This window comes from Polaromonas sp. P4_F6 (assembly GCF_056401275.1).
In genome coordinates, this window is sequence record NZ_JBFUJQ010000003.1 from 187,020 (window position 1) to 202,664 (window position 15,645).

The following is a 15,645-nucleotide window of genomic DNA, read 5'->3' on the forward strand; positions in this document are numbered from 1 at the left end:
TCACCTTGGCGCCATGCGCAGTGCACCGTCCAGGCGTATGACTTCGCCGTTCAGGTGGTCGTTGTGGACGATGTGCGCGGCCAGTTGCGCGAACTCCTGCGGCTTGCCCAGGCGCTGCGGAAAAGGGATGCTGGCGGCCAGCGAAGCCTGGACCGCTTCGGGCAGCTGCGCCATCAGCGGCGTGGCGAACAGGCCGGGCGCCACCGTGCAGACGCGGATGCCGTGCTGCGCCAGGTCGCGCGCCATGGGCAGCGTCATGCCGGCCAGGCCGGCCTTGGAGGCGCTGTAAGCCTGCTGCCCGACCTGGCCGTCGAAGGCGGCCACCGAGGCGGTGAACATCATGACGCCGCGCTGGCCGTCCTCCAGCGGCGCCAGCTTGGCGCAGGCGGCCGCGAACAGCCGGCTCACGTTGTAGCTGCCGACCAGGTTGATGTTGACCACCCTGGCAAAGTCCTCCAGCGGTGCCGGTGTGCCGTCCTTGGCGACGATGCGCTTGGCGGACCCTATGCCGGCGATGTTCATCAGGATGCGGGCGGCGCCGTGCGCACCAGCCGCCTTGTCCAGCGCGGCCTGCACGCTGGCGCTGTCGGTGATGTCGCAACCGCAGGCCAGCGCGGCGGCCGGGCCGTGGGCCGCACAAATATCGGCGGCAACTTTCTCCGCATTGGCGAGGTTGATGTCCAGCACGGCGACCTTGGCGCCCAGGCGCGCCAGTTCGCGGGCTGTGGCTTCGCCCAGTCCCGAGCCGCCGCCGGTGACCAGTGCCGCGAGTCCTTCGATGTTCATGCCGCTTCTCCTTGCGGGTTCTCCAGCAGCAGGGCAATGCCCTGGCCGCCGCCCACACAGGCCGAGGCAATGCCGTAGCGCATGCCTGCGCGCTGGATCTCGCGCGCGACGGTGACGGTAAGGCGCACGCCGGTTACCGCCAGGGGGTGGCCCATGGCGATCGCCCCGCCGTTGACGTTGAGCTTGCCGAGGTCCAGGTCCAGCTCGCGGGCGACCGCCAGCGTCTGCGCGCCCTGGGCTTCGTTGATTTCAAAACGGCCGATCTGCTCCAACCTGAGGCCGCAGCGCTCGAGCAGCAGGCGGATCGCGGGAGCCGGGCCTATGCCCATGATCTCGGGCGGCACACCGACCACCGCGGCAGCCACCACGCGTGCCAGCGGCTTGCCGCCCCGGGCTTTCACATAGGCGCCGGAGGCCACGACGGCGGCGGCGGCCGCGTCCACCAGTGCCGCGCTGTTGCCGCCGGTCTGCACACCGCCGGCATGCACCGCCCGGAGTTTGGCCAGGACCTCGACCGGGGACGGCCGTGCGTGGGTGTCCTGCGCGACTTCCGCAAGCTTGCCCAGGCTGATGCCGCGCGTGGCGTAGCCGGGGAGTTCAAATTTCTCGCTGACCACCGGCACGATCTCACCGGCGTGAAAGCCGGCATCCCGGGCCGCCACGGCCTTGGCGAAGGAGCTGGAGGCGAATTCATCGACCGCTTCGCGCGTGATGCCGTATTTCTTCGCGAGGTTTTCCGCGGTCTGGATCATGTCGATGCCGGCGGCCGAGTCCTTGAGGGCCTCCCACATGAAGTCCTTGAAGCCGACGGGCGCGCCCAGCTTGAAGCCGGTGCGGTGCTCAAAGGCCGCGATCGGGTTGCGCGTCATGCTCTCGGCGCCGACCACCAGCGCCACGTTGGCCGCACCGCTCTGGATCTGTTCGCCGGCCTGCCGGAACAGCTCGAAGCCGGTGCCGCAGATGCGCTGCACCATGATGGCGGGCACTTCCACCGGCACGCCGGCGTACAGGCCGATATGGCGCGGCAGCATGAATTGCTCGAAATCGCCCGGGGCCATGTTGCCGGCAATCACCGAGTCGACATCGCCGGGGCTGACGCCCGAGCGCTGCAGCACGGCGCGCGCGGCCTTGATGCCGAGGTCGGTGGGCGAGATATGGCCCAGGGCGCCGCAATAGTCGACCATGGGCGTGCGCATGCCGTCCAGTATCCAGACGTCCTGGAAGGCGGAGAAAAATCCTTTGTGTTGCATGGTGTTGGGGTTCGTGGTTTTAGCGTGCGGCGGGTTTGAGGATGGGATGCGCGGTGTCCTCGTGCAGGGCCGCCACAAGCACCGCCCGGTGCGTAAGCACGGCGCGCTGGTTGATGGAGCCCTTGTCGGTGACCTCGCCCTTGTCGAAAGATGGCGGCTCGTGCATCAGGAGCAATCTGCCTATGCAGCTGGCGCTGCCGGTGGCGCTCTGCGCAAGCGTGTCCAGCACAGCCTGGAAATGCGCGATCACCTGTTCGCATTCGAGAACCTCGCGCAGCGGCGCCTCGGGCGCAAGCCTCGAAAGCGCGCGCACCGCGGGTGTCGGAAAGACCAGCGCGCCCACTTCCCTGAGGTTGATGCCCGTGAGGACGACGTCCTGCACATAAGGCGCGCCCGCCGCGATGATTTTTGCGCGCAGCGGTCCCACGCTGACAAAAGTGCCGGTGGCGAGCTTGAAGTCTTCGGCGATGCGCCCGTCGAACTTGAGGCCGAGGTGGATGTTGCCCTCGTCTATCCATTTGACGGCGTCGCCGGTGCAGAAAAAGCCTTCTTCGTCAAAAGCCTGCGCCGTTTCCTGCGGCGCCCGCCAGTAGCCGGGCGTGATGTTGGGGCCCTTGTAGCGGACCTCGGTCTTGCCGTCGATGTCGGCCAGCTTGAGTTCGATGCCGGGCGCGGGAACGCCCAGGTCGCCGGCCTTGACCTCGGGGCTGGTCACAAAGATGGCGAAGGGCCCGGACTCGGTCATGCCCAGGCCGGTGGCCATGACGATGCGCTCGCCCACTTCCTTTTCCTCGGATTCATACAGGCTGTCCCAGACCGGCTGGGCGAGCGAAGCCCCGGCATAAAAGAACATCTTCACGCGCGACAGCAGATTGCGGCGCAGCTCCGCGTCCGTTTTCATGGCGTTGGCGATGGCCTCAAAGCCGGTCGGCACATTGAAGTAGACCGTGGGGGCGATTTCGCGCAGGTTGCGCAAGGTCTCTTGCATCAGCGCGGGTGTGGGTTTTCCGTCGTCGATGTAAAGCGTTCCGCCGTGGAACAGCACCATGCCGAAGTTGTGGTTGCCGCCGAAAGTGTGGTTCCAGGGCAGCCAGTCGACCAGCACCGGCGGCTCCTCCTGCAACACCGGCATGGACTGCGCCATCTGCTGCTGGTTGGCGCACCACATGCGCTGGGTGTTGATCACCGCCTTGGGCATCTTGGTCGAGCCGCTGGTGAACAGGAACTTCACGATGGTGTCCGGGCCTGTGGCCTGCATGGCGCGGTCCACCGCGGCTGTCGCGGGCGTCGCGGCCAGGTCCGCGAAGCGCGTGCTGGCGCACCCCTCGATCTGCCCGTCGCCCAGCAGCACCTCGACCCCGGGCTCCAGCACGGCCTGGATGGCCTTGCCATACCGCTGCGCGTCGGCGGCAAACACCAGGCCCGGCGTCACGGTCTTGACCACATGGCGCAGCTTGTCGTAGTCCTGGCTGACCAGCGAGTACGGCGGCGAAACCGGTACGAAGGGCACGCCGGCCACCAGGCAGCCCAGGGCCAGCTGTGCATGCTCCAGGCCGTTCTCGGACAGGATCACCACGGGCCGCTCGGCGCTGAGGCCGCGGTCCAGCAAGCCCTGGGCGATGCTGCGCGCCGCCGCCCAGGCCTGGGCGTAGCTCAGGTGCTGCCATTCGCCGGCCCGGCCGCCGGCCAGCTTTTCGCGCCGTGCCATGAAGCTGCGCTCGGGCGCGGTCAGCGCCCAATGCCGCAGCCGGTCGGTGATGCGCTCGGGATAGTCTTTCAGGGCCTGGTCGGCACGCAGGTAGCGGACGCCGGGCTGGCCTTCGCGCAGCACGGCACGGGTCACGCCAAAGCGCAGCGGGCGGAATTTGGGGGCGCTCATGATGGTGTCTTGTCTCTTGTCTCTGCTGTTTTTGCTTTGCGTCTCTTGCTCACCGGGCCCTGGTGGCGCCCACCGGCGGGCTCAGGCTTTTTTCACCTTGGCGGCCCTGCCGCTCAGAAACTCCTTGACGCGGTCCTTGGCCTCGGGCGCGCTTTGCGCCACCGCCGCCATCAGGGCCTCGGTGAAGAATCCCTGGTCGGCCGGCTGCTCGGCGATGCGCGGCAAGGCATGCATCAGGGCGTAGTTGGTCAGCGGCGCGTTTTTCGCGACCTGGCCGGCGAGCTCCAGCGCCTTGTCGAAGGCCTGGCCCTGCGGCACCAGGTATTGCGCCAGGCCTATGCGTTCGCCTTCCTGGGCGTTGTAGACACGGCCGGTCAGCATCATGTCCGTCATGCGGGCCGTGCCTATCAGGCGCGGGATGCGCACCGCGCCGCCGCCGCCGACAAAAATGCCGCGCGAGCCTTCGGGCAGGGCGTAAAAAGCGCTTTCATCGGCGACCCGGATGTGGCAGGCGCTGGCCAGCTCCAGGCCGCCGCCGACCACCGCGCCGTGCAGCGCGGCGATCACGGGTACGGGCCCGTATTGCAGGCGGTCCAGCGCGGCGTGCCACATGCGCGAATGGTGCAGGCCCTGGCTGGCGTCGCGCTCCTGCAGTTCGCTGAGGTCCAGGCCGGCGCAGAAGTGGTCGCCCTCCCCGTGGATCACGGCGGCCCTGGCGGTGGACGGCAGGGTTTCAAACAGGTCGCGCAGCGCCAGCACCAGGGCATCGCCCAGGGCATTGCGCTTGGCGGGGCGCGCCAGGCGGATCACGGCGATGTCGCCGCGCATTTCGAGAATCAGGTGTTTTTGGGTCATAGGGATCTTTTCAGTGAGGCCAATTATGATTATGAATCATAACTATTACAACGAGACCAGGCGGCTTTTTGGGCAGTGAAAACCCTAGGAGCCGGAAAAGGCGAGGTGGATCGCGGCGGCGCACAAAGAAGCGCGCGGGCGACTGCGGCGCCCGGCAGGCGCAGCCCGGTTCAGGCTGGCTTTATGACGGTTCGAATCAGCAAAGGCTCAGATATTGAGCCATTTGAGCAGCTCGCGCATGCGCGGCTCGGACGTGGTGTCGAACTGCTCCACGCCTATGCGCTTGAGCACGTCCTTGCCGGCGTCGCTGGCGGGCAAGGCCAGCAGCTCTTCCTGGATGGCCTTGAGCTGCTCGGGCTTGATGCGCTTGTGCGCCACCATCGGAAAATAGGGCTGGGGCACGCTCTTGTGAATGATGCGCCCGCCGTCTTTCTCCCACTTCTTGGCGATGCCTGAATAGGAGGCCACGCCGCCCACGTCGGCGAACTTGTTGTCCAGGTAAAAGCCGACGGCGGCCTGCTCGCGCACGAACTGCACGTTTTCCTTGCCCACCAGGATGCCTTTGTCGCGCAGTTCCGCGGCGCAAAAGCGCGACATGTAGGCAATCTGCTCGGGCAGGGCGATGCGCTTGCCCTTGACGTCATCGATGGATTTCAGCTCGGAACCCTTGGGCGCGATGATGAAGCATTGCCCGTCGGGTTTGGTGCTGGCGATGTAGCTGTAGCCGTAGTCGCGCATGCCGCGCGCCGGGTAATCGCTGGGGCGGGCCATCACCAGGTCGAAGCGGCCGGTCTGCATGCCTTCTTCCAGCTGCTTGAATTCGCGCGCGAACACCACGCTGACCTTGGCCTTCATGGCTTTGCCGATGACCTCGGCCAGGCCCTGGTACTTGGCGATCACCTGGGCATGGTCCAGCCCGCCGGAGGTGCCTTCGCTGATGCCCAGCACCAGCTGCTGGGCCGGCGCCGGGGCTTGTGCGTGTGCGGCGCCGGGCCCGAGCAGGCCGGCTACTGTGACGAATACCAATGCCATCAGATCGCGCAACATAAGTTACTCCTTATACAGAGCCCGCATGCTAAAGGCGGCCCTTGGGGCTGGCTAGCTGTGATTACCCTTAAAAGCGCGCCTCGGCAGACGGGCGGCATCCGCTTGCGGCCGGCCGGCGATGACACAATGCGGCGCATGAAATACCTGCCCCCTCCCCTGGCCGCCACCCTGCTCCTGGCCTTGTCCGCCTGCGCTTCGGCGCCGCGAACCAGCCAGGACCCGCTGTCGATTGCCCGCGCGCCGGTGGCGGCCGCCATCAATGACTACCAGCGCTGCGCGGACCAGGCCCTGCTGCCGCTGAAAACCGACACGGCCCAATCCGTCTTTGTGCTCGCCGACACCGCCCTGGCCGCCTGCGAGCCCGGCCTGGAGCAGGTGCGGCGCAGCATCCTGGCCGACAACGCGGGCCACCCCTATGTAGCCGCCTTCGCGGAAGAAGCCAGCGCCAACATCCGCACACGCACCCGCAACATGCTGGCGCACAGCCTGAACCGCGCGCGGCAAGCGCAGCCGGCGAACTAGCGCAGGCTCTTCACATAACGCGGCGCGTTCGGGTCGCGGTGCTTGCGCTCGCGATGGCCCTCTTCGCCGAAGATCGCGCCGAAGGTCGATTCGATAAAGCCCGATTCCGGGTAAACCTCTTCCTCGGTGTCTATGGAGCGCGCGCTCTGGCGGTCCGGCTGGGGCGGCGGGGCCAGCACGGGGGCGCTGCGCTCCTTCACGGCCTCCGACACCATCTGCACCAGCGGCAGGCGCGGCTTGGGATCCGGCACGGCCATGATCTCCTCCAGCCTGTCGGCCCAGACGGCCAGGTCGGGATGGCCGTCCTCGGCCGCCCTCTCGCGCGCAAAACGCGCGATCTCGGCCGCGTACTCCAGGTTGCCGGCCATCCACTCGGTGTCGGTCACCCGGCCGGTCTTGCGGCGCAGCAGCACGTGCAGGTGGGCGGCGATGGCGATTTTCTCGTTGGAAGGCATGGCGTGGTGTCCTTCAAAGGGTGAGATGCCGGCAACTCAGGTGCCCAGGCGTTCGGCGTGCTGGGTGATGTCCAGGCCGTCGCTTTCCGAGGCTTCGCTGACGCGCAGGCTGACCAGTAGCGAGGTGATCCACAAGGCCAGCGCCGTCATGAACAGGCTGTACAGCATGACCGAGCCCGCGCCTATGGCCTGCGTCAGCACATCGCCCTGCGCGCCGGAGATGGCCTTGCTGGCGAACACGCCCGTGAGCAGCGAGCCCACGATGCCGCCCACGCCGTGTACGCCGAACACGTCCAGCGAGTCGTCGGCATCGAGCAGGCGCTTCAGGCCGGTGGCGCCCCAATAGCAGGCCAGTCCGGCGGCCACGCCGAACACCAGCGCCGCGCGCGGCGAGACAAAACCGGCGGCCGGCGTGATCGCGACCAGGCCGGCCACCAGGCCCGAGCACAGGCCCAGCAGCGAGGGCCGCCCGCGCACCGCCCACTCCGCGGCCATCCACGACAACGCGCCGGCCGCGGCCGCGATGTGGGTGACCGCCATGGCCAGGCCGGCCCGGCCGTCGGAGGCCACGGCGGAGCCGGCGTTGAAGCCGAACCAGCCGACCCACAGCATGCCGGCGCCGGCCATGGTCAGGCCCAGGTTGAAGGGCGTGAAGGGCTCGCGGCCGTAGCCGCGGCGCGGGCCGAGCACATAGGCGCAGACCAGCCCGGCGATACCGGCATTGATGTGCACCACCGAGCCGCCGGCAAAGTCCAGCGCGCCCATGCGGGCCAGCCAGCCGTTGGGCTCCCACACCCAGTGGGCGATAGGCGCATAGACGATGACCGTCCACAGCGACATGAAAATCAGCATCGCCGAAAAGCGCATGCGCTCGACGAAGGAGCCGACCACCAGCGCCGCCGTGATGATGGCAAACGTCAGCTGGAACATCGCGTAGACCGACTCCGGGATGTTGGGCGCGACGTGGCTGACCGCGACCTTCTGCGCGTCCTTCACATAATCCAGCCCGGTGAACCAGAATCGCTCGGTACCGCCCAGGTAATGGCCCCAGGCACCGCTGCCGGGCGTGAACGCGATGGAGTATCCCAAGGCGAACCACAGGAGACTGACGACGGCGCAGATGGCGACGACGCAGGCCATGACATTGAGCACGCTTTTCTTGCGCACCATGCCGCCGTAAAAAAGGGCGATGCCCGGAAGCGTCATGAGCAGCACCAGGGCGGTGGAGGTCATCATCCAGGCGGTGTCGGCGCCGTTGAGCGTCTCAGCCCCCACCAGGCCCGGCTGGGTCAGGGGTGCGGCAGGCGGCGGGGCGGATGCGGCCGCCGCGGGCGCCGGCGCCACGGGCGCGGGGGCCGCCGGCGGTAGCGCGGGAATCACGGGAATCGCAGGAGTCGCGGCGGTCGCGGCGGCCTGGGCGGCGGCACTGGCCGCGGCCGTTGCCGAAGCGGCGGGCGCCTGCGCCATGGCCTGCTGGCAGGCTATGCCGACCCAGATCGTCAAGCCCCACGCCACAAAGCTCTTCAGGTACATACATGCCCGCCTTTCTTGCATCCAGCCAACAATCCGTAACATTTAAAGGCCGAAGGCATAACTCGTGCCAGTGCCTGGCAGCGGGGTTTTTAGGTAGTTTTAAGTACAAATGCGTGCACAAGGTGCATGCGGGCGCCATGCTGTGGCACGCCGCGGCACGGACTGCGGGCATGCTGCGGGGTTTCGGGGGCGGGAAACCCCCAATGCACTATGCCAGTGCACGGGCTACATTGGATGACTTGCTGACGAGCCTCGCTGCTCGCAACGCGAGGAGCCGAGGAGACACGAGAGAGCCATTAGAAGTACACAAGCAACAGGGCATTCCAAAAGATGCCTTGTCGCAAAAAGCGCTGGTAACCCCAGCGCTTTTTTTATGCCTGTCGTTTTCCGGCAGGCTTGCGGGTCCGGCACTCAGTCGGGGTTGATGCCGGCCGCGGCCATGGGCGGGGGCAGCTTGCTGAGCGCCTCCGCAATGGCCGCCGCCTTGGCTTTGGCAGCCGCCGCCGCGGCGGCGGTGGTCGGCCCGGGGGCGCCGCCGCCTGCCGACAGCAGGCCGGCCATCTCGGAGGCCTGGCGCGGTTTGCCTATGGGCGCGGCGGCCAGGCCTTTTTGCACCGCGATCATGTCTTCCTCGCTCGGGTACTGGCCCAGCAGCACGTAGTCAAACACCCGGCGTGCGATGGGCGCGGCCACGCCGGCGCCCCAGCCGGCGTTTTCCACAATCACGGCCAGCGCGATCTTGGGGTCCTCGGCCGGCGCGAAAGCCATGTACACCGCGTGGTCGCGCTGGTGCTCCTCCATCTTGGCGCTGTTGTACTTGTCCTTCTGGCCTATGGTCACGGCCTGGGCCGTGCCGGTCTTGCCGCCCGAGAGGTAGCCCGCGCCGGCAAACACCCGCGCCGAAGTGCCCTCCTGCGTGACGCCCACCAGGGCCTTGCGCACGATGGCCACGTTCTCCGGCTTGTAGCCCAGGTCCTGCGGCGGGTCGGCCGGCAGCGGGTGCATCACGCGCGTGACCGGGTCCTGCGTGCCTATGACCAGGCGCGGCCTGTGCTTGATGCCGCCGTTGGCCAGCGCCGCCGTGGCCTGCGCCAGCTGCAGCATGGTGAAGGTGTTGTAGCCCTGGCCGATGCCCAGGGAAATCGTTTCGCCGGGATACCACTTCTGCTGCTCGGGCCGCTTGTAGGCCTTGCGCTTCCATTCCTGGCTGGGCAGCACGCCGCGCACCTCACCGTTGATGTCGATGCCGGTGAGCTGGCCGAAGCCCAGCGGCTTCATGAAGTCGTGCATGGCGTCGACGCCCATCTCATTGGCCAGCGAGTAGTAATACACATTGCTGGACTTGACGATGGAGCGGTACATGTCGACCGCGCCCAGCGCGATGTCGCCGTGGCTGCGGAACACGTGGCCGCCGAAGCTCCAGGAGGCGTTGTCGTTGACGATGAAGGTCGGCGAGCGCTTGCCGGTCTGCAGCGCGGCCATGGCCATGAAAGGCTTGTAGGTCGAGCCCGGCGGATAGGTGCCGCGCAGCGCGCGGTTGAGCAGCGGCTTGTCGATGGACTCGTTGAGCGCCTGCCAGCTTTCGCTGTCGATGCCGTCGACGAAAAGGTTGGGGTCGAAGGTCGGCTTGCTGACAAAAGCCAGCACGTCGCCGGTTTTCGGATCCAGCGCCACCAGCGCGCCGCGCCGCTCGCCGAACATGTCTTCCACCAGCTTTTGCAGGCGGATGTCCAGCGACAGCATCACCGTGTTGCCGGGCGTGGCCGGGTTGCTGGCCAGCTTGCGCACCGCGCGCCCGCCGGCCGAGGTCTCCACCTGCTCCACGCCGGTGGTGCCGTGCAGCTGCTGCTCGAAGCTTTGCTCGACGCCGAGCTTGCCGATGTAGTCGGTGCCGCGGTAGTTGCCCTCGTCGTCGCTGCCTTCGATGCTTTCCTTTTCGGCCTGGTTGATACGGCCTATATAGCCCACCACATGGCTGCCCAGCTCGCCGTAGGGGTAGCTGCGAAACAGCCGTGCCTTGATGTCGACGCCCGGAAAACGAAAGCGCTGCGCCGCGAAGCGCGCCACTTCCTCGTCGGTCAGGCGCGTGCGTATGGGCAGCGACTCGAAATTCTTGGACTCCTCGCGCAGGCGCTTGAAACGCCGCTTGTCGCGCAGCTGGATGTCGACCACCTTTTCCAGCGCGGCAATCGTTTCCTCGAGGTTCTCGACCTTGGACGGCGTGATCTCCAGCGTATAGGCCGAGTAGTTGGTCGCCAGCACGATGCCGTTGCGGTCCAGGATCAGGCCCCGGTTCGGCACGATGGGCACGATGGCCGTGCGGTTGCTTTCGGCCTGCTCGTTCAGGTCGGCATGGCGGTACACCTGCAAATACACCAGCCGCGCCGCCAGCAAGGCAAACGCGCACAACACCACCAGGCTGGCCACCAGCACCCGCGCGCGAAAGCGCGACAGGTCGGCTTCTACATTCCGCAACTCAGTCATGGTGGTCCGACTCTACAACCCGCACAAAGTGCCCGCAATCCCCATTCTTACCCCTAGAGAAGAAGAGGCGATGCGAAGCGAGCCGTACAGGCCAGCAGGGGCCGCGGAACCGGCTTTGCCGGGCCGCAGGCGCAGCGGCCCCCTCGGGGGGCAGCGCATTACACGCAGTGAAAAGCGTGGGGGCCATCACAACGGCCGGTTCTGATCGGGGTCGGGCGCGCGCCGCTGCGGCACCAGCAGCAGCACGCTCACGACAGGCCACAGCAAGGCCTCGATCAGGGGCGCCAGCAGCATGATCCAGCCGGGGAAGATGCCGCCGCCTATCATGCGGATCACGAGTTCCACGCCGTGCGCCACGGCGAACAGCGGCAGCACCTGCAGGGCCTGCGAGGGTACGGTGAACCAGAGCAGGCGGCGGTGGATCATGGTGGCGAAAAAGCTCAGCGCCGTGTACGACAGCGCGTGCTGGCCCAGCAGCGAGGACTGGTGCACGTCCATGCCCAGGCCGAACATGAAGGCCACGCCTATGCCCACGCGCAGCGGCTGGTGCACGTTCCAGAACACCAGCACCAGCGCGAGGAAGTCGGGCATCCAGGGCACGCGCCCCAGGGGCAGCATGTCCAGCAGCAGCGCCGCGATGAGGCTGCACCAGATGAACACCGGGTTGGCGGGCAGCAGCAGCTGCTGGCCTGATCGCATGATCATTTGGCCGCCCCTTTCTCTTTCTTTCTGGGCGCGGCCTCGGGCGCGTCGGCCTCGGGACGCGGCGGGATCAGGCCGGTGCCGGGCTTGACCACCATGACGTGCCGCGCTCCCGTCACCAGCGCCTGGGGCGTGCAGTAAATCTTGGCGAAGGCCGACTCGGCGCGCCGCTCGATGCGGCTGATTTTGGCCACCGGCAGGCCGGCCGGGTAGACGCCGTCCACGCCGCTGGTGGTCAGCAGGTCGCCCTGCTGCACATCCGAATTGCTGCCCATGAAGCGCAGTTCCAACCCGCTGCCGGAAACCGCCGGGTCGCCATAGGCCACGCTGCGCGCGCCGGTGCGCACATTGAGCACGGGAATGGCCAGGTCGCGGTCCACCAGCAGGGTGACCTCGCTGACCAGCGGATGCACGCGCGTGACCTGGCCGAGCACGCCGGACTCGTCCAGCACCGGGGAGCCCAGGTCCACGCCCTGCGCCATGCCCTTGTCGATGATCACCTTGCGGGTGTAGGGGTCGGCGGCGTCGTACAGCACCTCGGCGGCCATGACCGGCGTGCTGAGCTGCTCGCGCAGGCCCAGCAGCTTGCGCAGGCGGTTGTTTTCCTGGGTCAGCTGCTCGACCTGGCCGGCGCGCATCGACTGCAGCGCCAGCTTGCGGCCGGCTTCCTCGCTGGCCAGTTTGGCCTGGCTCAGGGTGGTGAAATATTCGCCGCCGCCGCGGATGGCGCGTACCGGCTGCAGCGCCAGCCATTGCACCGGGTACAGCGCGGTGGCGAGCACGGCGCGCACCGGCTGGGTGATGCGAAAGCGGGTGTCGGCAACCATCAGGAACAGCGACAAGGCGCTGAAGAACATCAGCTTGGACAGCGCCGACGGCCCCTGCTTGAAAAAGGGCGGCGGGGATCTGTCAAGGGTTCCTAAGGGCATGGTTCGCTGTCAAGCTGGCCCCGCTTCATGCCGGCGCGCGGCACGAGATACGGCGTTGCGCTTATTCCGAGGTGAAGATGGAACCCAGGCGATCCATGCGCTCCAGGGCGATGCCGCAGCCGCGCACCACGCAGGTCAGCGGGTCTTCGGCCACCAGCACCGGCAGGCCGGTTTCCTCGGCCAGCAGGCGGTCCAGGTCGCGCAGCAAGGCGCCGCCGCCGGTCAGCATCATGCCGCGCTCGGCGATGTCGGCGCCCAGCTCGGGCGGCGTCTGCTCCAGCGCGTTCTTCACGGCGCTCACGATGTTGTTGAGCGGGTCGGTCAGGGCTTCCAGGATTTCGTTGCTGGAAATCGTGAAGCTGCGCGGCACGCCTTCGGAGAGGTTGCGGCCCTTGACTTCCATTTCCTTGACTTCGGAGCCGGGAAAGGCCGAGCCTATGCTCTTCTTGATGGCCTCGGCCGTGGGCTCGCCGATCAGCATGCCGTAGTTGCGGCGGATGTAATTGATGATGGCTTCGTCGAAACGGTCGCCGCCGACGCGCACGCTGCCCTTGTAGACCATGCCGCCCAGCGAGATCACGCCGACCTCGGTGGTGCCGCCGCCGATGTCGACGACCATGGAACCGCTGGCTTCGGACACCGGCAGGCCCGCGCCTATCGCGGCGGCCATGGGCTCTTCAATCAGGTACACGTCGCTGGCGCCCGCACCCAGGGCGCTTTCGCGGATCGCGCGGCGCTCGACCTGGGTCGAGCCGCAGGGCACGCAGATGATGATGCGCGGGCTGGGCTTGAGCAGGCTGCGCGGGTGCACCATCTTGATGAACTGCTTGAGCATCTGCTCGGTCACGGTGAAGTCGGCGATCACGCCGTCTTTCATCGGGCGGATCGCCTCGATGTTGCCGGGGACCTTGCCCAGCATGGCCTTGGCTTCGTGGCCGACAGCCTGGATGGTCTTCTTGCCTTGGGGGCCGCCTTCGTGGCGGATGGCGACGACGGAGGGCTCATCGAGCACAATGCCGCGATCGCGTACAAAAATCAGGGTGTTGGCGGTGCCAAGGTCAATGGCCAGGTCGGTGGAAAAATACCGACGGAATGCTTCAAACATATGCAGGGGTCCAGTTGGGGCATGAGCGAACTTCGTTGCTCCATCGCCTTTTTATTGATCAGCAATTATGGGGAAGTTGGGCCAGAGGCGCTCTGAAATCTGCTTCTGGCACCTAAAAAGCACCTAAAGCCCGCATCCAACCCTGATTTCACACCAAAGGCGGGATAATAACGCATCCCCTATAGATCAATAGCTTTAGCGAGCCCGTTTTTTCAGCTTTACACCTCGTTTCAGCCCCTGTTTTCTGGTTTATTTTCCCCCGTATTTCCTTCATCCCTACCCCATGGCACTGACACCTCAAGACATCGCCCGCGTCGCCAACCTGGCGCGGCTGGAATTGCGTCCCGACGAAACCGAGCACACCCTGGCCCAACTCAACGGCTTTTTCGCCCTGGTGGAGCAGATGGACGCCGTCAACACCGAAGGCGTGGAACCACTGGCCCACCCGGCGGCGGTGATCGGCGACGTCGCCCTGCGCCTGCGCGAGGACGTCGCCAGCGAACCCAACCAGCGCGAAGCCAGCCAGGTCAGCGCGCCCGCCGTGGAACGCGGCCTGTTTCTTGTGCCCAGGGTGATCGAATGAGCAGCGCCCTGAACAACACCGCGCTGCACGACCTGGGCGTCGCGCAGCTGGCCGCCAAACTGGCCGCGCGTGAAGTCTCCAGCGTGGAAGCCACGCAGCATTTCCTGGCCCGCATCCAGCACGAAAACCTGGGCGCCTTCCTGGCCACCAACGCCGACGTGTCCCTGGCGCAGGCCAAAGCCGCCGACGCGCGGCTGGCCGCCGGCGAGCGCACACCGCTGCTGGGCGTGCCGCTGGCGCACAAGGACGTGTTCGTCACGCGCGACTTCCCCACGACCGCCGGCTCGAAGATACTGGAAAACTACCGCAGCCCCTTTGACGCCACGGTGGTGGGCAAGCTGGGGCCGCAGGGCGCCGGCATGGTCACGCTGGGCAAGCTCAACTGCGACGAATTCGCCATGGGTTCGGGCAACGACAACAGCGCCTACAAGCCCGTGAAAAACCCCTGGGACACCAGCCGCATTCCGGGCGGCTCCTCGGGCGGCTCGGCCGCCGCCGTGGCCGCGCGCCTGGTGCCGGCCGCCACCGGCACCGACACCGGCGGCTCGATACGCCAGCCGGCCTCGCTGACCGGCATCACCGGCATCAAGCCCACCTACGGCCGCTGCTCGCGCTACGGCATGGTGGCCTTCGCCTCCAGCCTGGACCAGGCCGGCCCGATGGCGCGCAGCGCGCTCGACTGCGCCCTGCTGCTGTCGGCCATGGCCGGGCCCGACCCGGACCGCGACTCGACCTCGCTGGACCTGCCCGCCGCCGACTATACGGCCGACCTGCTGGCCGCGCGCCCCGCCTCGGCCGGCGACAAGCCGCTCAAGGGCCTGCGCATAGGCCTGCCCACGCAGTTCTTCGGCGCCGGCTGCGCGCCCGACGTGCTGGCCGCCGTGCACGGCGCGCTGGCCGAGTATGAAAAGCTGGGCGCCACGCTGGTCGACGTCAGCCTGCCGCTGACCGAGCTGTCGATCCCGGTGTATTACGTCATCGCGCCGGCCGAGGCCAGCAGCAACCTGAGCCGCTTTGACGGCGTGCGCTACGGCCACCGCGCGGCGCAGTACGGCGACCTCAACGATATGTACAAAAAGTCGCGCAGCGAAGGCTTCGGCGACGAGGCCACGCGCCGCATCATGATAGGCACCTATGTGCTTTCGCACGGCTACTACGACGCCTACTACCTCAAGGCGCAAAAAATCCGCCGCCTGATCGCGCAGGACTTCCAGACCGCCTTCACGCAGTGCGACATCATTGCCGGCCCGGTGTCACCCACCGTCGCCTGGAAGATCGGTGAAAAGTCCGACGACCCGGTGGCCAACTACCTGGCCGACATCTACACCCTGTCGTCCAGCCTGGCCGGCCTGCCCGGCATGAGCGTGCCGGCGGGCTTCGGCGCCGGCGGCATGCCCGTGGGCCTGCAGCTGATCGGCAACTACTTCAAGGAAGCGCAGCTGCTGGGCGCGGCCCACCAGTTCCAGCTGGCGACCGACTGGCACACGCGCGCACCAGCAACATCGGCATGACTGA

The 15,645-nt window shown here is 67.1% G+C and carries 14 protein-coding genes; 3 read left to right on the plus strand and 11 right to left on the minus strand.

The features are described from left to right. The 5 genes from AC1DUN_RS10320 to AC1DUN_RS10340 all read right to left on the minus strand — a co-directional run bounded on the left by AC1DUN_RS10320 (window position 1) and on the right by AC1DUN_RS10340 (window position 5,817). Window positions 1–786, minus strand: coding sequence for an SDR family NAD(P)-dependent oxidoreductase (locus AC1DUN_RS10320; RefSeq protein ID WP_477713862.1), 786 nt, complete (start codon window positions 784–786; stop codon window positions 1–3). Further along, entirely contained in the window at window positions 783–2,036 is a 1,254-nt protein-coding gene (locus tag AC1DUN_RS10325) for a thiolase family protein (RefSeq protein WP_477713863.1), read from the minus strand. The genes AC1DUN_RS10320 and AC1DUN_RS10325 overlap by 4 nt, the downstream gene beginning before the upstream one ends. Before the next feature lie 19 nt (window positions 2,037–2,055). Beyond that, window positions 2,056–3,915, minus strand: coding sequence for a feruloyl-CoA synthase (locus AC1DUN_RS10330; protein WP_477713864.1), 1,860 nt, complete (start codon window positions 3,913–3,915; stop codon window positions 2,056–2,058). An 81-nt stretch (window positions 3,916–3,996) separates the two neighbouring features. After that, window positions 3,997–4,770, minus strand: coding sequence for a crotonase/enoyl-CoA hydratase family protein (locus tag AC1DUN_RS10335; protein WP_477713865.1), 774 nt, complete (start codon window positions 4,768–4,770; stop codon window positions 3,997–3,999). 207 nt (window positions 4,771–4,977) lie between these two features. Further along, the gene (locus tag AC1DUN_RS10340; protein ID WP_477713866.1) at window positions 4,978–5,817 is read right to left on the minus strand and encodes a phosphate/phosphite/phosphonate ABC transporter substrate-binding protein; all 840 of its coding nucleotides are present in this window, start codon (window positions 5,815–5,817) and stop codon (window positions 4,978–4,980) included. A gap of 135 nt (window positions 5,818–5,952) precedes the next feature. On the opposite strand from AC1DUN_RS10340, the gene AC1DUN_RS10345 reads away from it, so the two are divergent. Further along, window positions 5,953–6,339: a hypothetical protein gene (locus AC1DUN_RS10345; RefSeq protein WP_477713867.1), complete on the plus strand. Its 387-nt coding sequence runs from the start codon at window positions 5,953–5,955 to the stop codon at window positions 6,337–6,339. On the opposite strand, the gene AC1DUN_RS10350 is transcribed toward AC1DUN_RS10345, so the two are convergent. The 6 genes from AC1DUN_RS10350 to AC1DUN_RS10375 form a co-directional block, all read right to left on the minus strand. After that, on the minus strand, window positions 6,336–6,794 hold the full coding sequence (locus AC1DUN_RS10350; RefSeq protein WP_477664264.1) for a hypothetical protein: 459 nt from the start codon (window positions 6,792–6,794) through the stop codon (window positions 6,336–6,338). The two genes, AC1DUN_RS10345 and AC1DUN_RS10350, sit on opposite strands and share 4 nt — an antisense overlap. 36 nt (window positions 6,795–6,830) lie before the next feature. Further along, a complete protein-coding gene (locus AC1DUN_RS10355) occupies window positions 6,831–8,327 on the minus strand; it encodes an ammonium transporter (protein ID WP_477713868.1) in 1,497 nt (498 codons plus the stop codon). A 411-nt stretch (window positions 8,328–8,738) separates the two neighbouring features. Further along, window positions 8,739–10,811 (minus strand): penicillin-binding protein 2, encoded by a 2,073-nt coding sequence (gene mrdA, locus AC1DUN_RS10360; RefSeq protein WP_477664158.1) that lies wholly within the window; start codon window positions 10,809–10,811, stop codon window positions 8,739–8,741. Window positions 10,812–10,997: 186 nt separating this feature from the next. After that, window positions 10,998–11,516 (minus strand): rod shape-determining protein MreD, encoded by a 519-nt coding sequence (gene mreD / locus AC1DUN_RS10365; RefSeq protein WP_074578268.1) that lies wholly within the window; start codon window positions 11,514–11,516, stop codon window positions 10,998–11,000. Further along, a complete protein-coding gene (gene mreC, locus AC1DUN_RS10370) occupies window positions 11,513–12,442 on the minus strand; it encodes a rod shape-determining protein MreC (protein WP_477713869.1) in 930 nt (309 codons plus the stop codon). The genes mreD and mreC overlap by 4 nt, the downstream gene beginning before the upstream one ends. Before the next feature lie 61 nt (window positions 12,443–12,503). Next, a complete protein-coding gene (locus AC1DUN_RS10375) occupies window positions 12,504–13,547 on the minus strand; it encodes a rod shape-determining protein (RefSeq protein WP_007872262.1) in 1,044 nt (347 codons plus the stop codon). A gap of 283 nt (window positions 13,548–13,830) precedes the next feature. Between AC1DUN_RS10375 and gatC the strand changes: the two genes are divergently transcribed. Then, window positions 13,831–14,130: an Asp-tRNA(Asn)/Glu-tRNA(Gln) amidotransferase subunit GatC gene (gatC, locus tag AC1DUN_RS10380; RefSeq protein WP_477713870.1), complete on the plus strand. Its 300-nt coding sequence runs from the start codon at window positions 13,831–13,833 to the stop codon at window positions 14,128–14,130. Continuing rightward, the gene (gene gatA, locus AC1DUN_RS10385) at window positions 14,127–15,641 is read left to right on the plus strand and encodes an Asp-tRNA(Asn)/Glu-tRNA(Gln) amidotransferase subunit GatA (RefSeq protein ID WP_477713871.1); all 1,515 of its coding nucleotides are present in this window, start codon (window positions 14,127–14,129) and stop codon (window positions 15,639–15,641) included. The genes gatC and gatA overlap by 4 nt, the downstream gene beginning before the upstream one ends. Window positions 15,642–15,645: the final 4 nt, after the last annotated feature.

Excerpts from the sequence above, each read along its gene's own strand:
- AC1DUN_RS10345 (WP_477713867.1), top strand. The coding sequence starts at position 5,953 with ATGAAATACCTGCCCCCTCCCCTGGCCGCCACCCTGCTCCTGGCCTTG.
- mrdA (WP_477664158.1), bottom strand. The coding sequence starts at position 10,811 with ATGACTGAGTTGCGGAATGTAGAAGCCGACCTGTCGCGCTTTCGCGCG.
- AC1DUN_RS10320 (WP_477713862.1), bottom strand. The coding sequence starts at position 786 with ATGAACATCGAAGGACTCGCGGCACTGGTCACCGGCGGCGGCTCGGGA.
- AC1DUN_RS10340 (WP_477713866.1), bottom strand. The coding sequence starts at position 5,817 with ATGTTGCGCGATCTGATGGCATTGGTATTCGTCACAGTAGCCGGCCTG.
- AC1DUN_RS10335 (WP_477713865.1), bottom strand. The coding sequence starts at position 4,770 with ATGACCCAAAAACACCTGATTCTCGAAATGCGCGGCGACATCGCCGTG.
- gatA (WP_477713871.1), top strand. The coding sequence starts at position 14,127 with ATGAGCAGCGCCCTGAACAACACCGCGCTGCACGACCTGGGCGTCGCG.
- AC1DUN_RS10350 (WP_477664264.1), bottom strand. The coding sequence starts at position 6,794 with ATGCCTTCCAACGAGAAAATCGCCATCGCCGCCCACCTGCACGTGCTG.
- mreC (WP_477713869.1), bottom strand. The coding sequence starts at position 12,442 with ATGCCCTTAGGAACCCTTGACAGATCCCCGCCGCCCTTTTTCAAGCAG.
- AC1DUN_RS10330 (WP_477713864.1), bottom strand. The coding sequence starts at position 3,915 with ATGAGCGCCCCCAAATTCCGCCCGCTGCGCTTTGGCGTGACCCGTGCC.
- gatC (WP_477713870.1), top strand. The coding sequence starts at position 13,831 with ATGGCACTGACACCTCAAGACATCGCCCGCGTCGCCAACCTGGCGCGG.
- AC1DUN_RS10325 (WP_477713863.1), bottom strand. The coding sequence starts at position 2,036 with ATGCAACACAAAGGATTTTTCTCCGCCTTCCAGGACGTCTGGATACTG.
- AC1DUN_RS10355 (WP_477713868.1), bottom strand. The coding sequence starts at position 8,327 with ATGTACCTGAAGAGCTTTGTGGCGTGGGGCTTGACGATCTGGGTCGGC.
- mreD (WP_074578268.1), bottom strand. The coding sequence starts at position 11,516 with ATGATCATGCGATCAGGCCAGCAGCTGCTGCTGCCCGCCAACCCGGTG.
- AC1DUN_RS10375 (WP_007872262.1), bottom strand. The coding sequence starts at position 13,547 with ATGTTTGAAGCATTCCGTCGGTATTTTTCCACCGACCTGGCCATTGAC.